General features: G+C 39.5%; 16 protein-coding genes and 1 pseudogene. 10 read left to right on the plus strand and 7 right to left on the minus strand.

The features are described 5' to 3' along the window. Positions 1-56: 56 nt before the first annotated feature. The 6 genes from GJ691_RS07505 to GJ691_RS07530 all read left to right on the plus strand — a co-directional run bounded on the left by GJ691_RS07505 (position 57) and on the right by GJ691_RS07530 (position 7,163). On the plus strand, positions 57-2,165 hold the full coding sequence (locus tag GJ691_RS07505; protein ID WP_154365422.1) for an elongation factor G: 2,109 nt from the start codon (positions 57-59) through the stop codon (positions 2,163-2,165). 1,186 nt (positions 2,166-3,351) lie between these two features. Beyond that, positions 3,352-3,789 (plus strand): hypothetical protein, encoded by a 438-nt coding sequence (locus GJ691_RS07510; protein ID WP_154365424.1) that lies wholly within the window; start codon positions 3,352-3,354, stop codon positions 3,787-3,789. 11 nt (positions 3,790-3,800) lie between these two features. Further along, positions 3,801-4,169 (plus strand): GerW family sporulation protein, encoded by a 369-nt coding sequence (locus tag GJ691_RS07515; protein WP_154365426.1) that lies wholly within the window; start codon positions 3,801-3,803, stop codon positions 4,167-4,169. A gap of 244 nt (positions 4,170-4,413) precedes the next feature. Next, positions 4,414-4,869, plus strand: a complete 456-nt coding sequence (locus GJ691_RS07520) for a cold-shock protein (protein WP_154365428.1) — start codon at positions 4,414-4,416, stop codon at positions 4,867-4,869. A 225-nt stretch (positions 4,870-5,094) separates the two neighbouring features. Further along, on the plus strand, positions 5,095-6,024 hold the full coding sequence (locus tag GJ691_RS07525; RefSeq protein WP_154365429.1) for a nuclear transport factor 2 family protein: 930 nt from the start codon (positions 5,095-5,097) through the stop codon (positions 6,022-6,024). 218 nt (positions 6,025-6,242) lie between these two features. Further along, positions 6,243-7,163: an EamA family transporter gene (locus tag GJ691_RS07530; protein ID WP_154365576.1), complete on the plus strand. Its 921-nt coding sequence runs from the start codon at positions 6,243-6,245 to the stop codon at positions 7,161-7,163. A 26-nt stretch (positions 7,164-7,189) separates the two neighbouring features. Here the strand turns inward: GJ691_RS07530 and GJ691_RS07535 are convergent, their stop codons facing one another. Genes GJ691_RS07535 through GJ691_RS07565 form a run of 7 tightly spaced genes read right to left on the minus strand, consistent with a single transcriptional unit; the run spans position 7,190 to position 13,402 of the window. Continuing rightward, on the minus strand, positions 7,190-7,801 hold the full coding sequence (locus GJ691_RS07535; protein ID WP_179955060.1) for a rhodanese-like domain-containing protein: 612 nt from the start codon (positions 7,799-7,801) through the stop codon (positions 7,190-7,192). Between the two features lie 12 nt (positions 7,802-7,813). After that, positions 7,814-8,470 carry a rhodanese-like domain-containing protein gene (locus GJ691_RS07540; protein WP_154365435.1) on the minus strand — a complete coding sequence of 219 codons (657 nt, stop codon included), beginning with the start codon at positions 8,468-8,470 and terminating at the stop codon, positions 7,814-7,816. A gap of 11 nt (positions 8,471-8,481) precedes the next feature. After that, entirely contained in the window at positions 8,482-9,072 is a 591-nt protein-coding gene (locus tag GJ691_RS07545; protein ID WP_154365437.1) for a YeeE/YedE thiosulfate transporter family protein, read from the minus strand. 23 nt (positions 9,073-9,095) lie between these two features. Further along, on the minus strand, positions 9,096-9,626 hold the full coding sequence (locus GJ691_RS07550; RefSeq protein ID WP_154365439.1) for a YeeE/YedE thiosulfate transporter family protein: 531 nt from the start codon (positions 9,624-9,626) through the stop codon (positions 9,096-9,098). A gap of 15 nt (positions 9,627-9,641) precedes the next feature. Beyond that, a complete protein-coding gene (nrfD, locus tag GJ691_RS07555) occupies positions 9,642-10,583 on the minus strand; it encodes an NrfD/PsrC family molybdoenzyme membrane anchor subunit (RefSeq protein WP_154365441.1) in 942 nt (313 codons plus the stop codon). Between the two features lie 9 nt (positions 10,584-10,592). After that, the gene (locus GJ691_RS07560; RefSeq protein ID WP_154365443.1) at positions 10,593-11,126 is read right to left on the minus strand and encodes a 4Fe-4S dicluster domain-containing protein; all 534 of its coding nucleotides are present in this window, start codon (positions 11,124-11,126) and stop codon (positions 10,593-10,595) included. Continuing rightward, positions 11,123-13,402 (minus strand): molybdopterin-containing oxidoreductase family protein, encoded by a 2,280-nt coding sequence (locus GJ691_RS07565; protein ID WP_218944426.1) that lies wholly within the window; start codon positions 13,400-13,402, stop codon positions 11,123-11,125. Before GJ691_RS07565 ends, GJ691_RS07560 begins: the two co-directional genes overlap by 4 nt. A 146-nt stretch (positions 13,403-13,548) precedes the next feature. On the opposite strand from GJ691_RS07565, the gene GJ691_RS07570 reads away from it, so the two are divergent. The 4 genes and pseudogenes from GJ691_RS07570 (at position 13,549) to feoB (ending at position 19,487) form a co-directional block, all read left to right on the plus strand. Next, positions 13,549-15,447: a hypothetical protein gene (locus tag GJ691_RS07570; protein ID WP_154365445.1), complete on the plus strand. Its 1,899-nt coding sequence runs from the start codon at positions 13,549-13,551 to the stop codon at positions 15,445-15,447. 154 nt (positions 15,448-15,601) lie between these two features. Beyond that, positions 15,602-16,276, plus strand: coding sequence for a metal-dependent transcriptional regulator (locus GJ691_RS07575; RefSeq protein WP_343033469.1), 675 nt, complete (start codon positions 15,602-15,604; stop codon positions 16,274-16,276). After that, positions 16,273-17,292 carry a metal-dependent transcriptional regulator gene (locus GJ691_RS07580; protein ID WP_154365447.1) on the plus strand — a complete coding sequence of 340 codons (1,020 nt, stop codon included), beginning with the start codon at positions 16,273-16,275 and terminating at the stop codon, positions 17,290-17,292. Before GJ691_RS07575 ends, GJ691_RS07580 begins: the two co-directional genes overlap by 4 nt. A 3-nt stretch (positions 17,293-17,295) precedes the next feature. After that, positions 17,296-19,487, plus strand: a pseudogene (feoB, locus tag GJ691_RS07585) (ferrous iron transport protein B). The last annotated feature ends 45 nt before the right edge of the window (positions 19,488-19,532 follow it).

The following is a 19,532-nucleotide window of genomic DNA, read 5'->3' on the forward strand; positions in this document are numbered from 1 at the left end:
TGTTATTCCAATTACTGGAAGATTAGATTTGTAAGACATCTCAAAATCAATACTCCATGAAGGTATACGACGACAAACACATAAAAAATGTTGTTCTTGTAGGGGCTCATCACTCTGGTAAAACAACACTGGCCGAGACAATGCTTTTTGAAGCGGGATTGATTAACAGAAGAGGTACTATTGAAAACTTGAACACCGTATCCGACTATCACGAAATTGAACATGAAAGGGGAAACTCGGTTTTTGCGACACCCATGCATACCGAATGGCGGCAGTATAAGATAAACATCATGGACACTCCCGGTCTAGATGATTTCATTGGGGAAATCATTTCCTCGATTCGTGTGGCAGATACCATTGTTACGGTCATAAACGGTCAATATGGGGTTGAAGTAGGCACGGAGATCATTTGGAACTATATAGATAAATATCAAAAACCGACTTTATTCGTAATCAACCAAATAGACCATTTAGGTCTTAAATATGAAGAAAGTTACAATAGTCTAAAGAATCTGGTCGGGAATAATCTGGTTAAGATCCAATATCCATTAAAGGTCGATGGTGCCCAATGCATTATCGATGTACTAAAAATGAAAATGTACAAATTTGGCCCTGATGGAGGAAAACCTGAAAAACTTCCCATTCCGGATGACCAAAAAGAAGTGGCTGCCCAACTTCATAATGAACTGGTTGAAAAAGCAGCGGAAAATGATGAGGAATTATTGGAGCTATACTTTGATAAGGGCTCATTGAACGAAGATGAAATGCGCCAAGGGATCAAGGCCGGTATGCTCAACCAAGAAGTTTTCCCTGTATTCTGCACCTCTGGTCTTAATGATATGGGAAGTGGCCGATTAATGGGATTTATTGACAATGTAGCGCCTTCAGCAGCCGATTTAAAACCTGAACAAAGTGTTGAGGGGAATGCGATAGAACCCAAAAAAGAAGCGCCTACCTCCTTGTTCGTTTTCAAGACCATTCACCAACCCAATTTAGGTCAGATTACCTTTTTTAAAGTAAAATCCGGAGAAGTACACCAAAATGACAAGTTGGTAAATTCCAGAAATGGGGAAACGGAAATATTGAACCAGTTGTTCATTATGGATGGTAAAAAACGGGAACCCGTAACTAAATTGACCGTTGGGGATATCGGAGCTACTTTAAAATTAAAATATACTGAAACGAACGACACCCTCCACGTGGCAGGAAACCCTATCACTATAAAACCCATACAATTTCCTGAACCCAGAACACGAAAATCCATTTCTGCGGCAAATAAGAAGGAAGAGGAAAAATTAAGTGAAGCCTTAAAGAAAATACATAGTCAAGATCCAACGGTGGTCGTGTCTTACTCCAAAGAACTGAAGCAGTTGATTTTAGGGTGCCAAGGCGAATTACATTTAGCTACGATAGACTGGGCCTTAAAAAATATTTATGGCATAGAAGCAATTTTTGAACGTCCAAAAATTGCATACCGCGAAACCATACAACGCTCGGCAAATGCCAACTATAGGCATAAAAAACAATCGGGTGGGGCCGGACAGTTTGCCCAAGTACATTTGAAGATCGAACCATGGTACGAGGGAATGCCCGAACCGGAAGGCTTTAACATTAGGGGCAAGGAAGAAGTTGATTTACCCTGGGGAGGAAAACTGGTTTTCTATAATTGTATCGTAGGCGGTGTTATTGACCTTCGATATTTGCCTTCTGTAATGAAAGGCATATTGGAAGTAATGGAGTCGGGACCACTAACAAAATCCTATATCCGTGATGTTAGGGTAATGGTATACGACGGTAAAATGCATTCCGTAGATTCAAATGACATTTCTTTTAAAATAGCAGGGGCCCATGCCTTTAAAGAAGCATTTTTAAATGCCAATCCCAGTCTTTTGGAACCTGTACAAGAGCTAACGGTCAAAGTACCGGAAGAAATGGTAGGTAGTGTAATGACAGACCTACAATCCCGACGTGCCATAATCCAAGGTATAGAAACCAAGGATCAATATCAAATTTTAAAAAGTACCGTGCCGGCAGCAGAGCTGTATGGCTATTCAACGAATTTAAGGTCAATGACCCAAGGTAGGGCAACCTTCAGTGCTGTTTTCTCATCCTTTCAAAACGTACCGACTAACGTACAGAAAGAATTGGTGAAACAGTCAGAATAATAAATTCCTAACCAACCGCAGAGAGGGCGCACTTTTTAAAAGTGTGCCCTCTCGTTTTTTATACCTATGCATAACGCGATGCAAATTATTTGAAATGTCGGTAAGTGGCCCAGCGAACCCTTTTACTGTTCTTGAAATTTGAAAAGTAAGTATGTGTACGGGATTCTGTTGGTGTTTCTAAGGTGATTGTTGTTCTCATGATGTTTTGTTTTTGGGTCCCGAAACAAGTTCAGGACATGATTGATGATGTTTGTTTTTTCGTGGACTACCTATTATAACTTCTGTATTCTGCCCATCGAACTCGCTTACTGTTCTTGAAATTTGAAAAATAAGCGTACTTTCTTGCTTCTGTTGGTGATTTACTCATTGTTGCTTTCATGACTTTGTTTTTTATGACCTGATAATCAGATCCGATTGTTTTTTGATTTGATGATGATTGTACTAGCGGTTATAATTCCTATAACCTGCCCATTGTACCCTTTTTGAATCCTTTAAGGTCGAAAAGAAAGAATTGACCCTGGTTTCCGTTGCTGTTCTTCTGAATGATGCTTTCATGACTTTTGTTTTTTTATGACCTGATGACCAGGTCGGATTGTTTTTTGATTTGATGATGATGATTCTAGCGGTTATAATTCCTATAACCTGCCCATTGAACCCTTTTTGAATCCTTTAAGGTCGAAAAGAATGAATTGACCCTGGTTTCCGTTGCTGTTCTTCTGAATGATGCTCTCATGACTTTTGTTTTTAGTTGTTGTTGTTGTTTTGTATTCTTATATGATATAATCTATCGGTATGCCAACCACTGCCTATATTAAAATATATTCTAGGTCTTACTTGATGTGGATATAATGTTTCCATTTTTATACTTTTTAATTGACTTACACTAAACAGACGAGAAGGTTGTAGTTTTGTTACAGTACTATGTATAAAAAGGTACTATTTTATATAATATTTAACAAAATAGCTTAGGGCAGAGTAAGCCCTAACAGCATCTATTAATTTGTATATCAGTTACTTATATTTGTTTTTTAAAATTATTTGAATAAACTGTTAAAATTAATACCAGTGATTCAAGTCATTGTAGTAGCACATTCATTTTACTTTATTTGCCATAAAACGAATGATGGTATTGCTGATTGTTTGTTTGTTCATATGCACGGTAATAGTATATATACTTTACACAAAAGTGATTATATACGTAAATACGGTCACTCAAGAATTTTATATCCGGGTTGTAGGCCTTTTGAAGGCATCAGTGGAAACCGATGTAGATAAATTGATTCGCGTTCGTATCGAAGCTTGGTTCATGAAGTTCGATGTATTACCATTAGATCATAAAAGAAAATCCAAAATGAAAAAATCAACCCCAAGACCTAAATCAGAAAACAAAAAAAAACTGACCGTGCATAAAATCCTTCAAGTAGTCAGGACTTTCAAGATAAAAGAATTTGTACTCAATATAGATACCGGTAATTGTATTACGAATGCAAAATTGTATCCTTTACTCTCAATCGCTAACCTTTGTAAAGGTCAATTCAATATTAATTTTCAAGGGCAGAACCAACTAATACTCCAAATAGAAAATAGACCAGTACGTATTCTAAAAGCATTTATTAACAATTAAAACCCAATACTATGGAACTACATTTTGAAGAATTATTAGGGCAGATTACAGACTTTATGAAGACCGAAGCCAATACAGAAACGGTTGTAGGGCAACAATTTGAACTTGGCGAATTTAAATGTGTACCTGTTATAAAAGTAGGTATGGGATTTGGATCGGGAGGTGGTGAAGGCACCGAAGCAAAAACTAAAAAAGGCCAAGGAATGGGTGCCGGCGCAGGTGTTGGTATAGAACCGATAGGCTTTTTGGTTACCAAAGATGACCAAATATCATTTTTAGAAGCCGGTAAGACCCATGGTCTGGCAGCCGTTTTTGAAAAAATCCCGGATTTAATCGGAAAAATTGCCGATAATAGGAAAAGGGAAGAGGCCACTGCTTAAAAATTTCAGTTAAGGGAATTCAAGGTTGATATGTTCATAAAGTGCATGTCAACCTTGTTTTGTAAATCTCAACGTCACCCTCATTCCATTTAAAAGCAATATCTTATATTTGCATAAGTTTTTGAATAAGGGATTACTTCTCAATGACGTGATCATAGGTTTTCTTCTAGATTGTTTTTTTCATAGCACGATTTATCTAAGCCCTTTTTCTTAAATTGCAACAAAAAATTTATTGTTTTAAAATATGGCGAAGTCGCAACAGACATTTAACAAAAGTGAAAAAGAAAAGAAGCGTTTAAAAAAACGTGAGGAAAAACAAAAGAAAAAACTAGCTAGAAAAGCTGCTGCCAAAGAAAGTGGTGGTGGTATTCAGTTTGCATATGTTGATTACAATGGTAATCTTACCGATACTCCTCCAGACCCATCACAAAAAATTGAAATAGAGGCAGAGGATATTGTATTGGGAATTCCCAAAAAAGAGGAAAGTGATGAAGAAAAGTTCGACCCTGTAAGAACTGGGAAGGTTTCTTTTTATGATTCGTCCAAAGGGTTCGGTTTTATTATAGACAGTGTTGACCAAGAGAAATACTTTACCCACGTAAGCGGTTTAATCGATGAAATTGCCGAAAATGACAAAGTATCTTTCGAGTTGGAAAAAGGACAACGAGGCATGAATGCCGTAAGGGTAAAGAAGGTTTAGATCTTCTTCCTTAAATATATTGATTTAAAGACCGCAACCTTGTTGCGGTCTTTTTGTTTTTATAAAGGACTACTTTCCTGCGGATAAAAAAACACATAGAGTGGGAAAGGAATACTGTTATCTCGTCCTTTTTAATCAAAATAAACATCATTTAGTTACTTAATTACCACAGAAAATGTGATGCAAAAACTGTAATCACTCCAAACAATCCAATACTGTAGTAAAATGAAAAAAGTAACAATCTTATCCTTTATCCTTTTCATGGCTTACGGATATTCGCAAAAGAAAAAAAACGGGAACATTTATTTAGAACATCCAGCATTGGAAATGGTCGATCAAATGCAACAAGCCTGGATGGCAGGCGATGATGCCAAAGTGGCCAACTTTCTATCCGATGATTTTAAATCTTACTATGGTTCAAATGTAAATAAAGATCGTAAGGGCCAAGATAAAGAAGCCTTTCTTAAGCAAGTAAAATCGCTACCCGAAATGTTGTCCTATGTTTCATTGAAACCAACCGAAGGGGCTTATCCCGATGCCATCGAATATAAAGAAAGTGGTACTTGGGTACAGACATGGGACCATATGAAGGCCATTCATAACAAGACCGGTGTAAAACTGGATATGCCTTTTCATAGACTGTACAAGTTAGATGATGATGGCAAGATCAATACATTGATCAATTATTATGAAAATAGGATGTTCTGGGAGATAGGTGAAAGTCAAACAGACAGGAAAAATGGCACCATATACAACCATCATGATAACATTAACAGCGTTAGAAGGATGATGGGGGCCTTTGAAAATTCCGATTTTGAAACTGCATACAGTTTCTTAGATGAAGATTGTCGTTTTATTTCCTTGGAATTACCTGAAGGGGAAACCATGGATCTTCAACAGATCAAAAAAAGGAATGAAGGTATATGGCAGGCTTATGAGTTCAATAGTATCGATGTTATCGGTTACCCGGATTACCTGGAATACGACCTCGGTGATGCCAAAGTTGTGCAATCTTGGTGGAAGTTCAGATTAACTAGAAAATCTGACGGGAAAAAATTGACATTGCCCGCAATGTACATTCATGACTTTAATGATGAAGGTAAAATAGTGAGCTCAAGTGCTTATTTAAGTACAAAAATTTTAGACTCTAAATAAACGGGGTTTAATTTGGATTAGTGAAAGAAAGAGGGCCAAGGTCCTCTTTTTTAATGATATTATGTTTATGAGCAACATACCTCTTGTTAAAAATGATAGAAGATATAATGTATTCAGCATTTTTTGTTGCAAAAAAAACATCAAAATTAAAATTTCATTATAGATAATTCAAAGTATATGTTTAATATTGGGGCTTAATTGGTTTTTTTAGAATGCTGATGACGAAAGATCAAAATCCATTATTGATTATCCTCGCTTTTTTTTCCATTTACGTCATTTGGGGGTCAACCTATTTATTGAATAAGATTGCCGTAACCGAACTACCGCCCTTTATGTTGGCGGGCATACGTTTTGTCATAGCAGGGGTTCTTATATTCATTATTGCCAAAATAATGGGAAAGAACATAAAAATTAGTTGGCGACAAATAAAAAACACTACCATTGCCGGCTTCTTGTTTTTGACCATTGGGAATGGGGTAGTGGTATGGGCGCTTAAATTCGTGGATAGTGGCTTCGCAGCCTTGGAAATTTCGGCACAACCATTGGTCGTACTTCTACTTATGCGCATTTTTCTAGGAAAGAAAATACAGATGATGTCCATCGTTGGGGTAATTTTCGGATTGATCGGAATTTACTTACTCGTGAGCCAAAAACAAGTTCTCAACCAAGAGAATTCCGTTGTTGGTATGGCCATGATCTTTGCATGTATGCTAAGTTGGGGTTACGGGAGCCTATTTGTAGGTAAAGCCGATTTACCTAGGAATTATTTTGTGAATACCGGATATCAAATGGTTTCCGGGGGTATTATGTTGGTTATTTCCAGTTTCCTTTTTGGAGAAGAATGGTCATCCCCTACAACCTGGAGCAGTCCTGTACAATATTCCGTTATTTTACTAATTGTTTTTGGAAGTATCGTGGCTTTTACTGCATTCAATTATCTACTACAAGTCGTTTCTCCAGAGAAAGTGGCTACCTCAACCTATGTAAACCCCATAATCGCACTTGCCTTGGGTTGGCATTTTTTAGACGAGGATGTAACTTCTCAATCCATTATTGCCGCTGTTATACTGCTTACCGGGGTCTTTTTTATAAACACCAAAAGAAAATTCACGGTCTTTCCTCGTTTTTTTCGTTCTTGATTATACTTTATGAATCGTACAAAGGATCAACAACCTCCTTCTGGTTTACGTTTTTTCTTTTTCTTTATAACGATGACCTTTTTAGTGGTTTCGGGAGCCATATGTTCTAATCCGTTGGAATTTTCTGGATTTCCTTTTTTAAATACATCCATATAATCAGGAATGGGTTGCTTTACATCGTATGGGGTTATTTTAAAATTATTATCTACTAGCTCTGTTTGATTATTAAGGATTTTAATGTTTTCATATCCCAATTGATATAAAATCATCCATGCACTGTTCGCTTCATCCGGATTTTTACCATAAAAAACGATATCCTTTCCGGCATCCTTCAATTCTTCGAATATTGAAATACTGGTTTCTTTCAAGATATCGGCAGTCGGTATATTATAGGCATTGTCTATATGGCTTTTAGAATATTCGAATTTGTCCCTAACATCTATCAACACGGTATTGGTTGGGTCTACTTCCGATATGGGCACCAAATATTCCTGGGTTCCCAATATGGCTAAAGTATCCTTGGCGGACTTTTCATAGACGTTAGTTGGTTTTTTAAAAGTCAGTATACCTATGATTATGACCAAAATGAACAGTACCGTAGAAATTGAGATGCGTTGGGTTTTTTCCAATTCTTTCATATCCATAGATTTTTAACAACCACCTTCTGGTTTTCTTTTTTTCTTTTTCATTACCGGAATTACAACTTTCCTCGCTTCGGGCTCATCGGCTACCGCACTTTCCCCAGTATTGTTCCCCACTCCGAAATACGAGGCAGCGGCCATCCTGAAATTATAGCGTTCAAAAGCCTCATTCGGCATATTCTCAGTAGGCTTCGGTGGATTTAATATAGTGTTGTACCACCCATTGATGCCCCCATTCAAAACATGTAGGTTCTTATAGTTCTTCCTTGTTAATAAAAGCCATGCTTGATCTGCTTTGAAATTGCCATTGGAGAACAATACGATATCATATTGATCCTGGTTTAAATAACCTTCAAAATCCGGTTCCAAAATTTTATCGAAAGGTATGTTCATGGCGCCTTGTAAGGTATAAGCCTCATATTCCTTTGGCGTACGCAGATCAATCAGTAAGATTGAGGGGTCTTTAGTAACGATCTTATCTGCCAAAACATCAGACGTAATATACCGTTCAGGATTCACGACCTTTGCCAAAAGATCTTCTGCCGTTACATGTTCATTCTTTTTGTACTCAGGCAACAAGACCAAGCCCAAAGCGGCAATAAACAATAATGAAGCTAATATGATATACCTTTTAGCAAGGATTTTGGCTAGATTCCTATTGATCATGGTTTTCTTATTTAGTAAAATACTTTCTTAATACGCTTTCTTACGATATCAGAGACGAAAAAGGCAATTAGGGCCATCGCGGTTACCCCCAATATGATCCATTTTGCCGGGATATCAAAATTATCCATTAAGGTAATGTAACCTAAGAAGGAGCCATTATAAAGGTCTTCAAAAACGGTATAAGCCTCTGAGAATATAAAAACACCGATCAATATACCGAATACATAGACCCAAGCATCCAGTTTACCAATGGCAACGGCGCACAAACTGGTTCCGGGGCAAAATCCTCCTGCTACGAAACCAACACCCATAATAGCCCCTCCGACAATCGCGGCCCAAACATAGGTCGGGTGCACGTAAAGCATCCCCATATCTATCCATCCCAGATAATCCATATAATACAATCCGATTACCGAAACCACAGCTGCGGTGAAAAACACTTTTAACACGGCAAAATCATATCCATAAAAAACTCCGGCCAATTTTCGGGATGAGGAAAACCCCGAGGCTTCCAATATGAATCCGAAGGCCAACCCGATCAGTACTGCAATAATAATGTTCCATTCATCTGTTAAAATTCCATTTGGTATCAAGGGTCCCATTTGTTTCCAATTTTATCGTTAATCTAAATCCAATTTTTCCTAAAGAAATAAGCAAAGAGGTAGGCCGTTCCGAAAATCGCCAGCATTGTTATGAATCCTCCTGTTGATAATACTGCCATTCCGCTCAAGGCGGCCCCACTGGTACAACCCCTTGCTATCTGGGCGCCGAGCCCAAAAAGGACTCCACCACCCAAGGCGAAGACCAACCGTCTTCGTGAGGTGATTTTAGGTGAATGTTGTACCCTAAACCCAATTCGTCCGGAAATTGAACCGGAAATAAAGGCTCCTGCCAAAACCCCAAGACTTTCAAAAACCAACCAGGTGTTCATGGGAGACTCCCCATCCTTTACGAATTTGCTGTAATAACCATTATTGATCGTATGCTCATGCGACACCTTATCTACCAGGGTAACGACACTACTTTTCATGGCGCCACTTGCTCCAAGGCCCCTTCCTGTCATATAAAAGGTGAAAATGATCAAAAGGCCCAAAAGGAAACCTCCGAAATAGGGATTCCAATAAACATGTCGATTATCTTTATTTGCTTTATCCATTGTATATTATTTATATTAATATAGATATCTTGTTAATTGTCCTGCCTCGACCATTACAAACCGGAACACAAGTCCTCCGATAAGTATTAAAATAGCCGGCACCACTACAGGAACTTTATATCCTCTCAATTCCATTATCTCTAAAAGGCCAGGTAGCAATAAGCCCAGTATGATCACAAAAACAAAGAACATTACCGTAAACTCACCATTGACCAATAGCTCCATGGCTTCCAACTGTACTTCAGAACCTGCCCAATACCCCATGATCATGTGAACGATGAGGGCCAATTCGATAATAATAAGTCCTACATCGATCTTACTGAAAAGACTTCGTTCACTATGTGATTTGGAAAAGAGTATAATGGTGGCCGCTGCCGTTGATAGTCCGGAAACCAAAAACAAAGGCCCTAATATGGCGTTGTTCCAAAGTGGTCGTGCATTAAACGCCGAAAGTAATATCCCTGTATAGATTCCCAGTATTATCGATAGCGGAATTAAAACATAGGCCATTTTCATTCGGTTCTTGGCCAAGAACAATCGGAATTTTTCCAGAAATGACAACCTTAAATCCATTTTAGGAAAAATATCTTTCCAATAACTAAAAACCCAAAGCATGGATAGGGGAGTAATAAAAAGTAATACCCAAGCACCCCATGACATGGGGGATTCTATTCTTACAGTGGTATATAATTGCCAGAAAAATATTTTATGGGTTAGGTCATAAAACAGGGCCATAAGGCCAAGTACCAAAGCTATTGGGGCCACTATGATAGCATATTTGACCGTAGCCGGTGTTTCGTCCTCCTTTTTCAGAACAGTTGATAGCGCTGCGAAAAACAGGAGTCCGGCCGCCAAGCCCCCTAAAAAAAGATAGACGGAAATGGGCCAGTGCCAAATCTGTAAAGACGGGTCTATATTCGGTATGTTTCTACCACTAGTAAATAGTTCTTCTTCCATTTTTAGAGCTTATATTAAATAATAAACATGGGGTTTTGTACCCGCTTCCGGCGCCAGTGTTTTATGTTTTCTAGCCTTAAGTAATTGAGACACCTCACTATTCGGATTATCCAAATCCCCAAAATACATACATTTTGTAGGGCATACCGATACACACGCCGGTAGTTGTCCTTTTTCCAATCGGTGATGGCAAAATGTACACTTATCCACATAACCATCGGGATGTTGGAACCTTGCATCATAGGGACATGACTCTATACATGCACCACAACCGATACATTCATTTGGGGTTACCAATACGATTCCACCATCGATTATATGGCTTGCACCTGTAGGGCAACAACGTACACAAGGGGCATTTTCACAATGATTACACCTTTCGGATCGTAATTCCAATTCTAAATTGGGATACGTACCTTCTACCCGTTCCGTTATCCAATCCCTACAATAACCGATTGGAACATTGTTTTCTGTTTGACATGCTACTACGCAGTCGCTACAACCTACACACTTTTTAGTGTCTATGACCATGGCATATCTCATACTTCTACGGTTTTAGCAGGGTTCTCGGTTAATATCTTTACAAAATTTCCGCGCATACCTGTACCTCCCATTATGGGATCTATTGCGACTTGACTGATTAATTGGGTATCACTGGCTCCTTTGCCATGTGCGCGTCCTAACTTTTTGTTGTTATGTCCAAAACCATGGACCATGTATACGGAATCCCACCGTATTCTTTCGGTAACACGTACCCTTATGGGAAATGATGACTGAACCCCATCTTGGTTCTCTAGCCAAACATATTGTCCTTTTTTCAGGTTCAATATGCGGGCCACTTTGGGATTGATCCATAAATCATTCTCACTTTTTAAATCGTTCAAATTAGGATTGTTCACCGTTCTACTAAAAGTATGCATGGGAGACCTTCCATAATTTAGGCGATAGTAACCTGGTTCGGGTTCAGGGTGTCTCGTATATTTTGGCATGGGGTCAAATCCTTGGCTTTCCAGAGCTGTTGAGTAAAACTCAATCTTGCCACTATCGGTATAGAATTCATGATCCTGACCTTCATCCAAATACATAGGGCCCGATTCCCGCGGGAATTTTTTAACCCCGATTTTCTCCATTTCCTCTAAAGAGGTACCCATTTGTTTTAATTGCCACGCAATGACCTCCTTAAAATCTTCATATTTAAAAAAGTCTTGCAGCCCTAGTCTTTCCCCTAATTGTTTGGCGATCCACCAAGCGGGTTTGGAGTCGTACTTTGGTTCAACGGCCGGCATACGCAATGCTATGGATGGTTCCCGATTGGTTGCCGATCTTATTCCGTCATAGCGTTCCAAATAGGTACATTCGGGTAATACAACATCGGCATAACCTGTGATTTCCATGGGCATGGTATCTACCACCACCATAAAATCCAATGCTTCGATTGCTTCTTCGAGTAGCTTTTTGTTCGGGATTGAATTGTTCAAATTGGTGCCGGCTACCAACCAAGCCTTAATCGGATATTCATTTTCTTCAGATGGAATGGATGCCTGAATCAATTCATTGGTAATACCCATTTCCGCAAAGGGATATTTTTCCCCGATTTCTTCCCATCCCCATTTTGGAGTAGGATAGGGTGGATGTGGGTATTTAGGTATACTGATTTTTTCTTTAAAATAGAATCCGCCACGACGACCCCAAGAACCCAATAGTCCGTTTAAAATGGCCATCGCCCTCGCCCGTTGGGTATCGTCACCATACCATGTAACATGTCGTCCGGGGTGAATAATCGTTGCTGGGGCCGCTGCCGCCATAATACGGGCTGTTTTTCGTATTTCTTCCGGTTTTATGGTTGTAACGCCATAGGCCCATTCTGGGGTATATTGTTGCACGTGGGCTTTTAATTCATCAAATCCAAATGCATATTTCTCCACATACTCCTTATCATATAAGTTTTCATTGATCAATACGTTCATCCAAGCCAATAACAAAGCAATATCGGTAGAAGGTTTTATCGCCAACCAATGTTGTGATTTACTTGCCGCAGTGGACAAGCGAGGATCAACGGTTATTATCGTGGCACCATTATCAATGGCATCGGACATTTCCTGTACTTGGCTATTGTGCATATTCTCTCCAATATGCGAACCGATCAACACCAAACATTTAGTGTCCCTTATATCTGTAGGTTCGGGAGAACCTACCCATGAACCGAAGGTAAGACCAAAACCTGTTTCCCTAGGTCCACGACATTGCGCATATGCAGGTTCGGCAATACTATCAGAACCATAAGCCTTGAACAAATGTTCAAAATGGGAACCAGGAGATCCATGTTTTAACAACCCAAAACTTTCCGCTCCGTATACTGACTTGATATCCTTCATTTTTGTGGCAATCAAGGTCAAGGCTTCATCCCAACTGGTTTCCACGAATGTTTCTTCCCCATTAACAACCTTACGTACCAATGGCTTCTTCAATCTATCCGTATCCGTATACATACCAACACCACCAGTTCCGCGCGGGCATAACCTACCATTACAGTGGGGGTCTATATCATTACCTATTATTTTATGAATGTTTCCGTCATTATCGGAATGTACCCATCCGGCACATTTCCAAAAGCAAACCTCACAATATGTGGCAGTCTGTTTTAGTTTTTCCAAGGAATTTTCCAAGGCTAAACCTTCTAAATAAGCATTCACGCCCAACGACTCCATCGTGGAAGCGGCAACGGCAACACCACCGAAACCTAAAGCGGAAATTTTAATGAACTTTCTTCTTGAAGTACCCATAAATCTTAAATCAATTACCAGGATGCAATATTGCATGTGTACTGGTGTAAATTTACATGGGAACAAACCACCAATTAATGATAATTGTCATGTTTACAGTAAGTTAAGTGTAACAATTGTTACATAAGGATGCACTTTAACACTAATTAATATTGTATTTTTGGGATTGAAAACCTTGTCTTATGAGGCAAAATTCCTTGAGTACCATAAAGAAAATTGCAATTGCATCCGTAATCGCAATCAGTCTTGTTTCACTGTTGTACATTAAATATCAAGGAGTTGACGAAATTGAAACTGAAACCACGACGGAATATGTGGATATTTCACCGGCCAAAGAGAGTTGCTTACAATGCCATAGCGACTCAAAAGGATTTTCAGATTATCATAATCCACAGTTTATAGGATGTGTCAGTTGTCACCTTGGAAATGGTGCGGAAACGGACAAGATCAAATCACATCAGGGCATGGTACTTATCCCAGGCAATTTAAGCAATGCAACGGAAACCTGTGGTAAATGCCACCCAAGTGAACTTTCCAAGGTGGAAGCCTCATTGATGACAACGAATAGTGGTATCGTTGCGGTTGACAAATATATTTTTGGTGAAGCGGAAACACCAAACGACCATTACCATATTCAAGATATAAAGTCGACACCCTCAGAAAAACACTTGAGGGATTTATGTGCAAATTGCCACTTGGGTGCGGAAAAAACAGAGTTAGGTGAAATTACATCCTTGAGTAGGGGAGGTGGCTGCATTGCATGTCACTTAAACTACTCAGACGAAGCACATAGCGACTTGAACGATTACCTGTTTACAAATAAAAAGAACTTACCTAAAATACACCCTTCAACGGATATATTCGTTAATGATCAACATTGCTTCGGTTGCCATAGTAGATCGAGTAGAATTTCCACAAATTACGAGGGGTGGCAAGAAACCCTGCTGGATGAGGAGGAGATTAAAAACAAGGAGAATTACAGGGTTCTGGAAGATTTAAGGGTCTATGCCAAAAAAGAGGCCGATGTGCACCATACCAACAATATGTTATGTGTTGATTGCCACTCCAGTCATGAAGTTATGGGTACTGGCAAGTTATATACCCATGAAGAACAGGCCGTTACATTGCAGTGTTCCGATTGTCATTATAAAGAAAAACCACTAACTATTCCTTATGACTCTTTAGATAAAGAGTCCCTTTTGGTTTATATGCATAGAAACTATTCCCATGCAGATAAACTGATTCTTATCGCTGAAAAGGATAGGCATCCGTTGGTAAACACCTATGTAGAAGGTGACCAAGCATTTCTTATTGGAAAAAAAGATGGGCAATTGCATGAACTGAAACCACGATCCAATAGCTGCTCCAGGGATAATGCACATAAAGAGCTTGCTTGTGCGACTTGCCATTCCTCTTGGACGAATAAATGCATCGGTTGCCATAATGTATTTGATAAAAACGACCCTAATGGTTTTGACCTATTGGATAAAAAAGAAGTTACCGGCCAATGGGTAGAGCATGTTGCTGAATTTTTGACCTCTTATCCATCGTTGGGGGTAAGGGAATCTAGCGAAGGTAAAAAGTATGAACCAGCCATTCCCGGAATGATAATGACCATAGACAAAGGCAGTTTTGAAAATAACCGGAAGGGGGAAGATGTCGTTTTTCATCGTTTGTACGCACCAAATTCACCCCATACCACTACAAAAGCGGTAAGGGACTGTAAATCTTGCCACTCAAACCCGGAGGCATTGGGTTATGGCAATGGCAAATTAACCTATGACACATCAACAGGATCCGGACAATGGAAATTTTCCCCTGAATATGCTAAAAATCCTAATGACGGTTTACCTGAAGATGCTTGGGTAGGCTTTTTGAATATGAAAAATCAGAATGAAATAAATACGACACGTACAGATTTTAGACCGCTGAGTATTAAGGAACAGAAACAGATGCTTTTGGTCGGGGCGTGTTTGCAATGCCATTCCGATACATCACAGGTGATGCAAGAAAGTATGGATAACTTTCAATTTATACTCAAGAATCTTGACTCCCAGTGTATACTGCCCCATAACCCTTAAGTATTACATAGGCTTTTATTCCTAAAAAAGACATTAACTATTTGTTCGGGTAATTTTAGGACTCAATTTCTACAGTTTAGATTAAATATTTTTTAGCACAAAATTGAATGGTTTTAACCCATTTTTTAGATAAGCCTAAAAATATTTTATATTTTTGCCAAAAATTATAGCCATGTTATCCCAGGCCGAAGAAAACTATTTAAAGGAAATCTATGCATTAGGGGAAGAAACCCACGAATTGTTGAGTACCAACTCCATTGCGAAAAAGATGAAGACAAAGGCATCTTCAGCTACCGATATGCTCCAAAAACTCTCAAATAAGGGATTGGTCGACTATACAAAGTACAAAGGCGCAAGGCTTTCAAGAAAAGGGGAAACCATTGCTATGACCATAGTTAGGAAACATCGGCTATGGGAGACCTTTTTAGTTGAAAAACTCGGTTACAATTGGGATGAGGTACATGACATTGCCGAGCAACTGGAACACATTCAGTCCAAGACCTTAACCAATAGATTAGATGCTTTTTTAGAATACCCGACCCGGGATCCCCATGGGCATCCAATCCCCAACATCAACGGTAAAATAGTCACATCGGAAAGTATTATCCTTGCCGATTTAAACATTAATGAAGAGGGTATTTTGATTGGTGTAAAGGATGCCTCTGACAATTTTTTGAAATACTTGAACAAAATCAATATTACCATTGGTGACAATATCAAGATTCTGGATATAGAACCTTTCGACAATTCGTTCACTATTAGTAGCGACACAAAGCAAATCACTATTTCAGGCAATGTGGCCAAAAACCTTTATATAAAAAACCAATGAACACCTATAACCCCCTTATTGCTCTTTTGATATTTCTTGGTCTGAGTCTTTTGGGCTATCTGTTTTTTAGACCTAACCGCGGTTGGTATTGGTTTATAAAAAATAGTTCACGTGCTACTGATAAAGTTATTGCGGAAGATATTCTAAAGCGTCTATACCATAATGAGAATGCCAGCAATTTCCTGAATATCAACGATGTTGTCCGAACCTTAAAGCAAGATGAGCAAATGGTAGTTGAAAGCATCAATAAAATGACCACACTTGGTTTAGTAAAAATGGAAGGCGACATTGTCAGATTGACGAAATCAGGCAGTGATTATGCCCTGCGAATCATACGGGCCCATAGATTATGGGAACGTTATCTTGCAGAAAAGACCGGATTCAATAAATCTGAATGGCATCAACGGGCAGAACGTAAGGAGCATGAGTTAACTATGGATGATACCAATCTCTTGGCCAACACCTTGGGAAATCCCCAATTTGACCCCCATGGTGATCCAATACCTACCATCTCGGGTAAAATGGCCAAACTAAAAGGGGTTCCGGTATCCGATTTAAAGGTGAATACCATAGGTCGGATCATTCACATCAAGGATAAACCGGATATCATTTATAAACAAATATTGGCAGAAAACATCCATATAGGATCCATCATTCGCATCGTTGAAAAATCATCGGAACGTATCGTTTTCCATTCCGAAGGGGAAGCTTTTAAATTAGCTCCGATCATGGCAGGGAACATAACGGTGTCCGTCCTAGAGAAGGATGTCGCCTTTGAAGAGGACGTTTTACGCCTGAATATCCTAAAGGAAAACGAAATGGCCAAAATCATTGGTATTTCGAAGGAATTAAGGGGAGAGAGTAGAAGACGATTATTGGATCTGGGATTCGTTAAAGGTGCCGAGGTCAGTATTGACCTCTTGAATCCTTTGGGAGAGCCCAAGGCATATTTGATAAAAGGAACAAGTATCGCTTTACGAAACAATCAGGCATCGAAAATATTAATAAAAAAATAGGCCATGGAAGTAAAACCAAAAAGTGCATGCGAAAGCTGTGCCCATTTTAATGAGGCCGGTTTAAAAAAATTGGGGGTAAACACTACCGCTTATGACCATGTTATTGCTTTGGCGGGTAATCCGAATACGGGGAAAAGTACGGTATTCAATGCCCTTACCGGTCTACGTCAACATACGGGTAATTGGCCGGGCAAGACCGTAACCAGGGCAGAAGGTGGCTTTGAATACAATAAGGAAAAATACAAATTAGTGGATTTACCAGGTACCTACTCTTTATTATCTACCTCTGAAGATGAAGAAGTAGCCCGTAATTTCATTCTTTTTGGCAGGCCAACCGTAACGGTGATCGTTGTTGATGCAAGCCGATTGGAAAGAAACCTGAACTTGGTGCTACAAATATTGGAGATTACCGATCGTGCCGTGCTATGTCTAAATCTTATGGATGAGGCCAAACGCAACAAAATAGAGATAGATACCCGTTCCTTGGCAAGGGATTTGGGCATTCCCGTGGTACCCACCAGCGCCAGGTTCAATGAAGGTATACCCGAATTGATCCAAACCATTAGTGAGGTTGCAAGTGGCGCCATCGTCTGCAGGCCCCATCGTATTAAGAACATTCCAAAGAATATTGAAAATGCAGTTGAGGAATTAAGTGAGGAAATAAAAAAGGAATATCCGGACATCCCAAACAGCAGATGGATCGCTTTTCGACTTTTGGAAGGGGACCAACACATTATTGAACTACTCAAATCAGGTGAATTTGAAGAATACATCTCATGAAGCAGAAAAATATAGATAATATCATTGCATTGTCGAACGACCTAAGATGGCAGATCGGGGATGAATTCCACGATAACTTGGCCGAGGGTATTTATGCTGATGCCGCAGAAATCGTAAAAGGGGCCGTTCATAAGGAAAATGGTAATAAAAGACTCCGATTAGATGCGAAGATAGATAAGATCGTTACAAGTAAAGTATGGGGATTCCCATTGATGTTCCTTATTTTGGCCTTCGTTCTCTGGCTGACCATCATAGGTGCAAATTACCCATCGGCCATGTTAGCCGAATTATTGTTGAACACTGTTCACCCTGCTTTAAAAAGCTTTGCATCATCTGTTGGAATGCCCTGGTGGTTAGATGGTTTCTTGATCGATGGTGTTTACTTGGCCGTTGCATGGGTCATTGCGGTAATGTTGCCTCCGATGGCCATATTTTTTCCATTATTCACCCTTTTGGAAGATTTTGGATATTTGCCCCGAATCGCTTTTAATTTGGATCATTTGTTCAAATTATCCGGGGCCCATGGTAAACAGGCCCTAACCATGAGTATGGGTTTCGGCTGTAATGCCGCAGGGGTGGTTGCTACCCGTATTATCGACAGTCCCCGAGAACGGTTGATTGCCATTATCACCAACAATTTTTCACTCTGTAATGGTCGTTGGCCAACACAGATATTGATCGCTACCATTTTTATCGGTGCCGTGGTACCATCCTCTATGTCTGGCATCGCCTCCTTGGGAGCGGTAATAGGTGTAGCCGTGCTTGGTATCTGTTTTATGTTTCTGACCTCGTGGGCTTTGTCAAAAACCGTATTAAAGGGAGAGGTCTCTACCTTTAACCTTGAATTACCACCCTATCGTCCACCGAGATTCTGGAAAACCATTTACACCTCGATCATTGACAGAACATTGATCGTACTTTGGAGGGCTATTGTATTTGCCGCACCTGCCGGTGCCGTGATCTGGCTGATTTCAAATATACATATTGGGGATTTGAGTATTGCCGCATGGATGATCGATTCTTTTGACGGATTTGCTTTCCTTTTTGGATTGAACGGGGTGATTTTGGTCGCATATATCGTAGCGATACCCGCCAATGAGATCGTAATCCCAACCATATTGATGCTGACGGTATTGGTAACCGGTATTTCAGGTGGGGAAGGAGCAGGGGTAATGTTCGAATTGGAATCAGCAAGTGCAACCGGCGATATCCTCAGAGCTGGCGGATGGACGCTATTGACAGCGGTAAACCTAATGTTGTTCAGTTTGTTGCATAATCCCTGCAGTACTACGATTTATACCATTTATAAGGAAACCAAAAGTACCAAGTGGACAGTCATCGCATCAATTTTACCGGTAATCATGGGATTTGTAGTTACTTTCTTAGTGGCTCAAATATGGCGATTGTTCCTGTAAGTATTCTAAATATACAATACTTGATGTTGAAATAATTCGGATTCG

This window comes from Maribacter luteus, assembly GCF_009674825.1.
GTDB lineage: Bacteria > Bacteroidota > Bacteroidia > Flavobacteriales > Flavobacteriaceae > Maribacter_A > Maribacter_A luteus.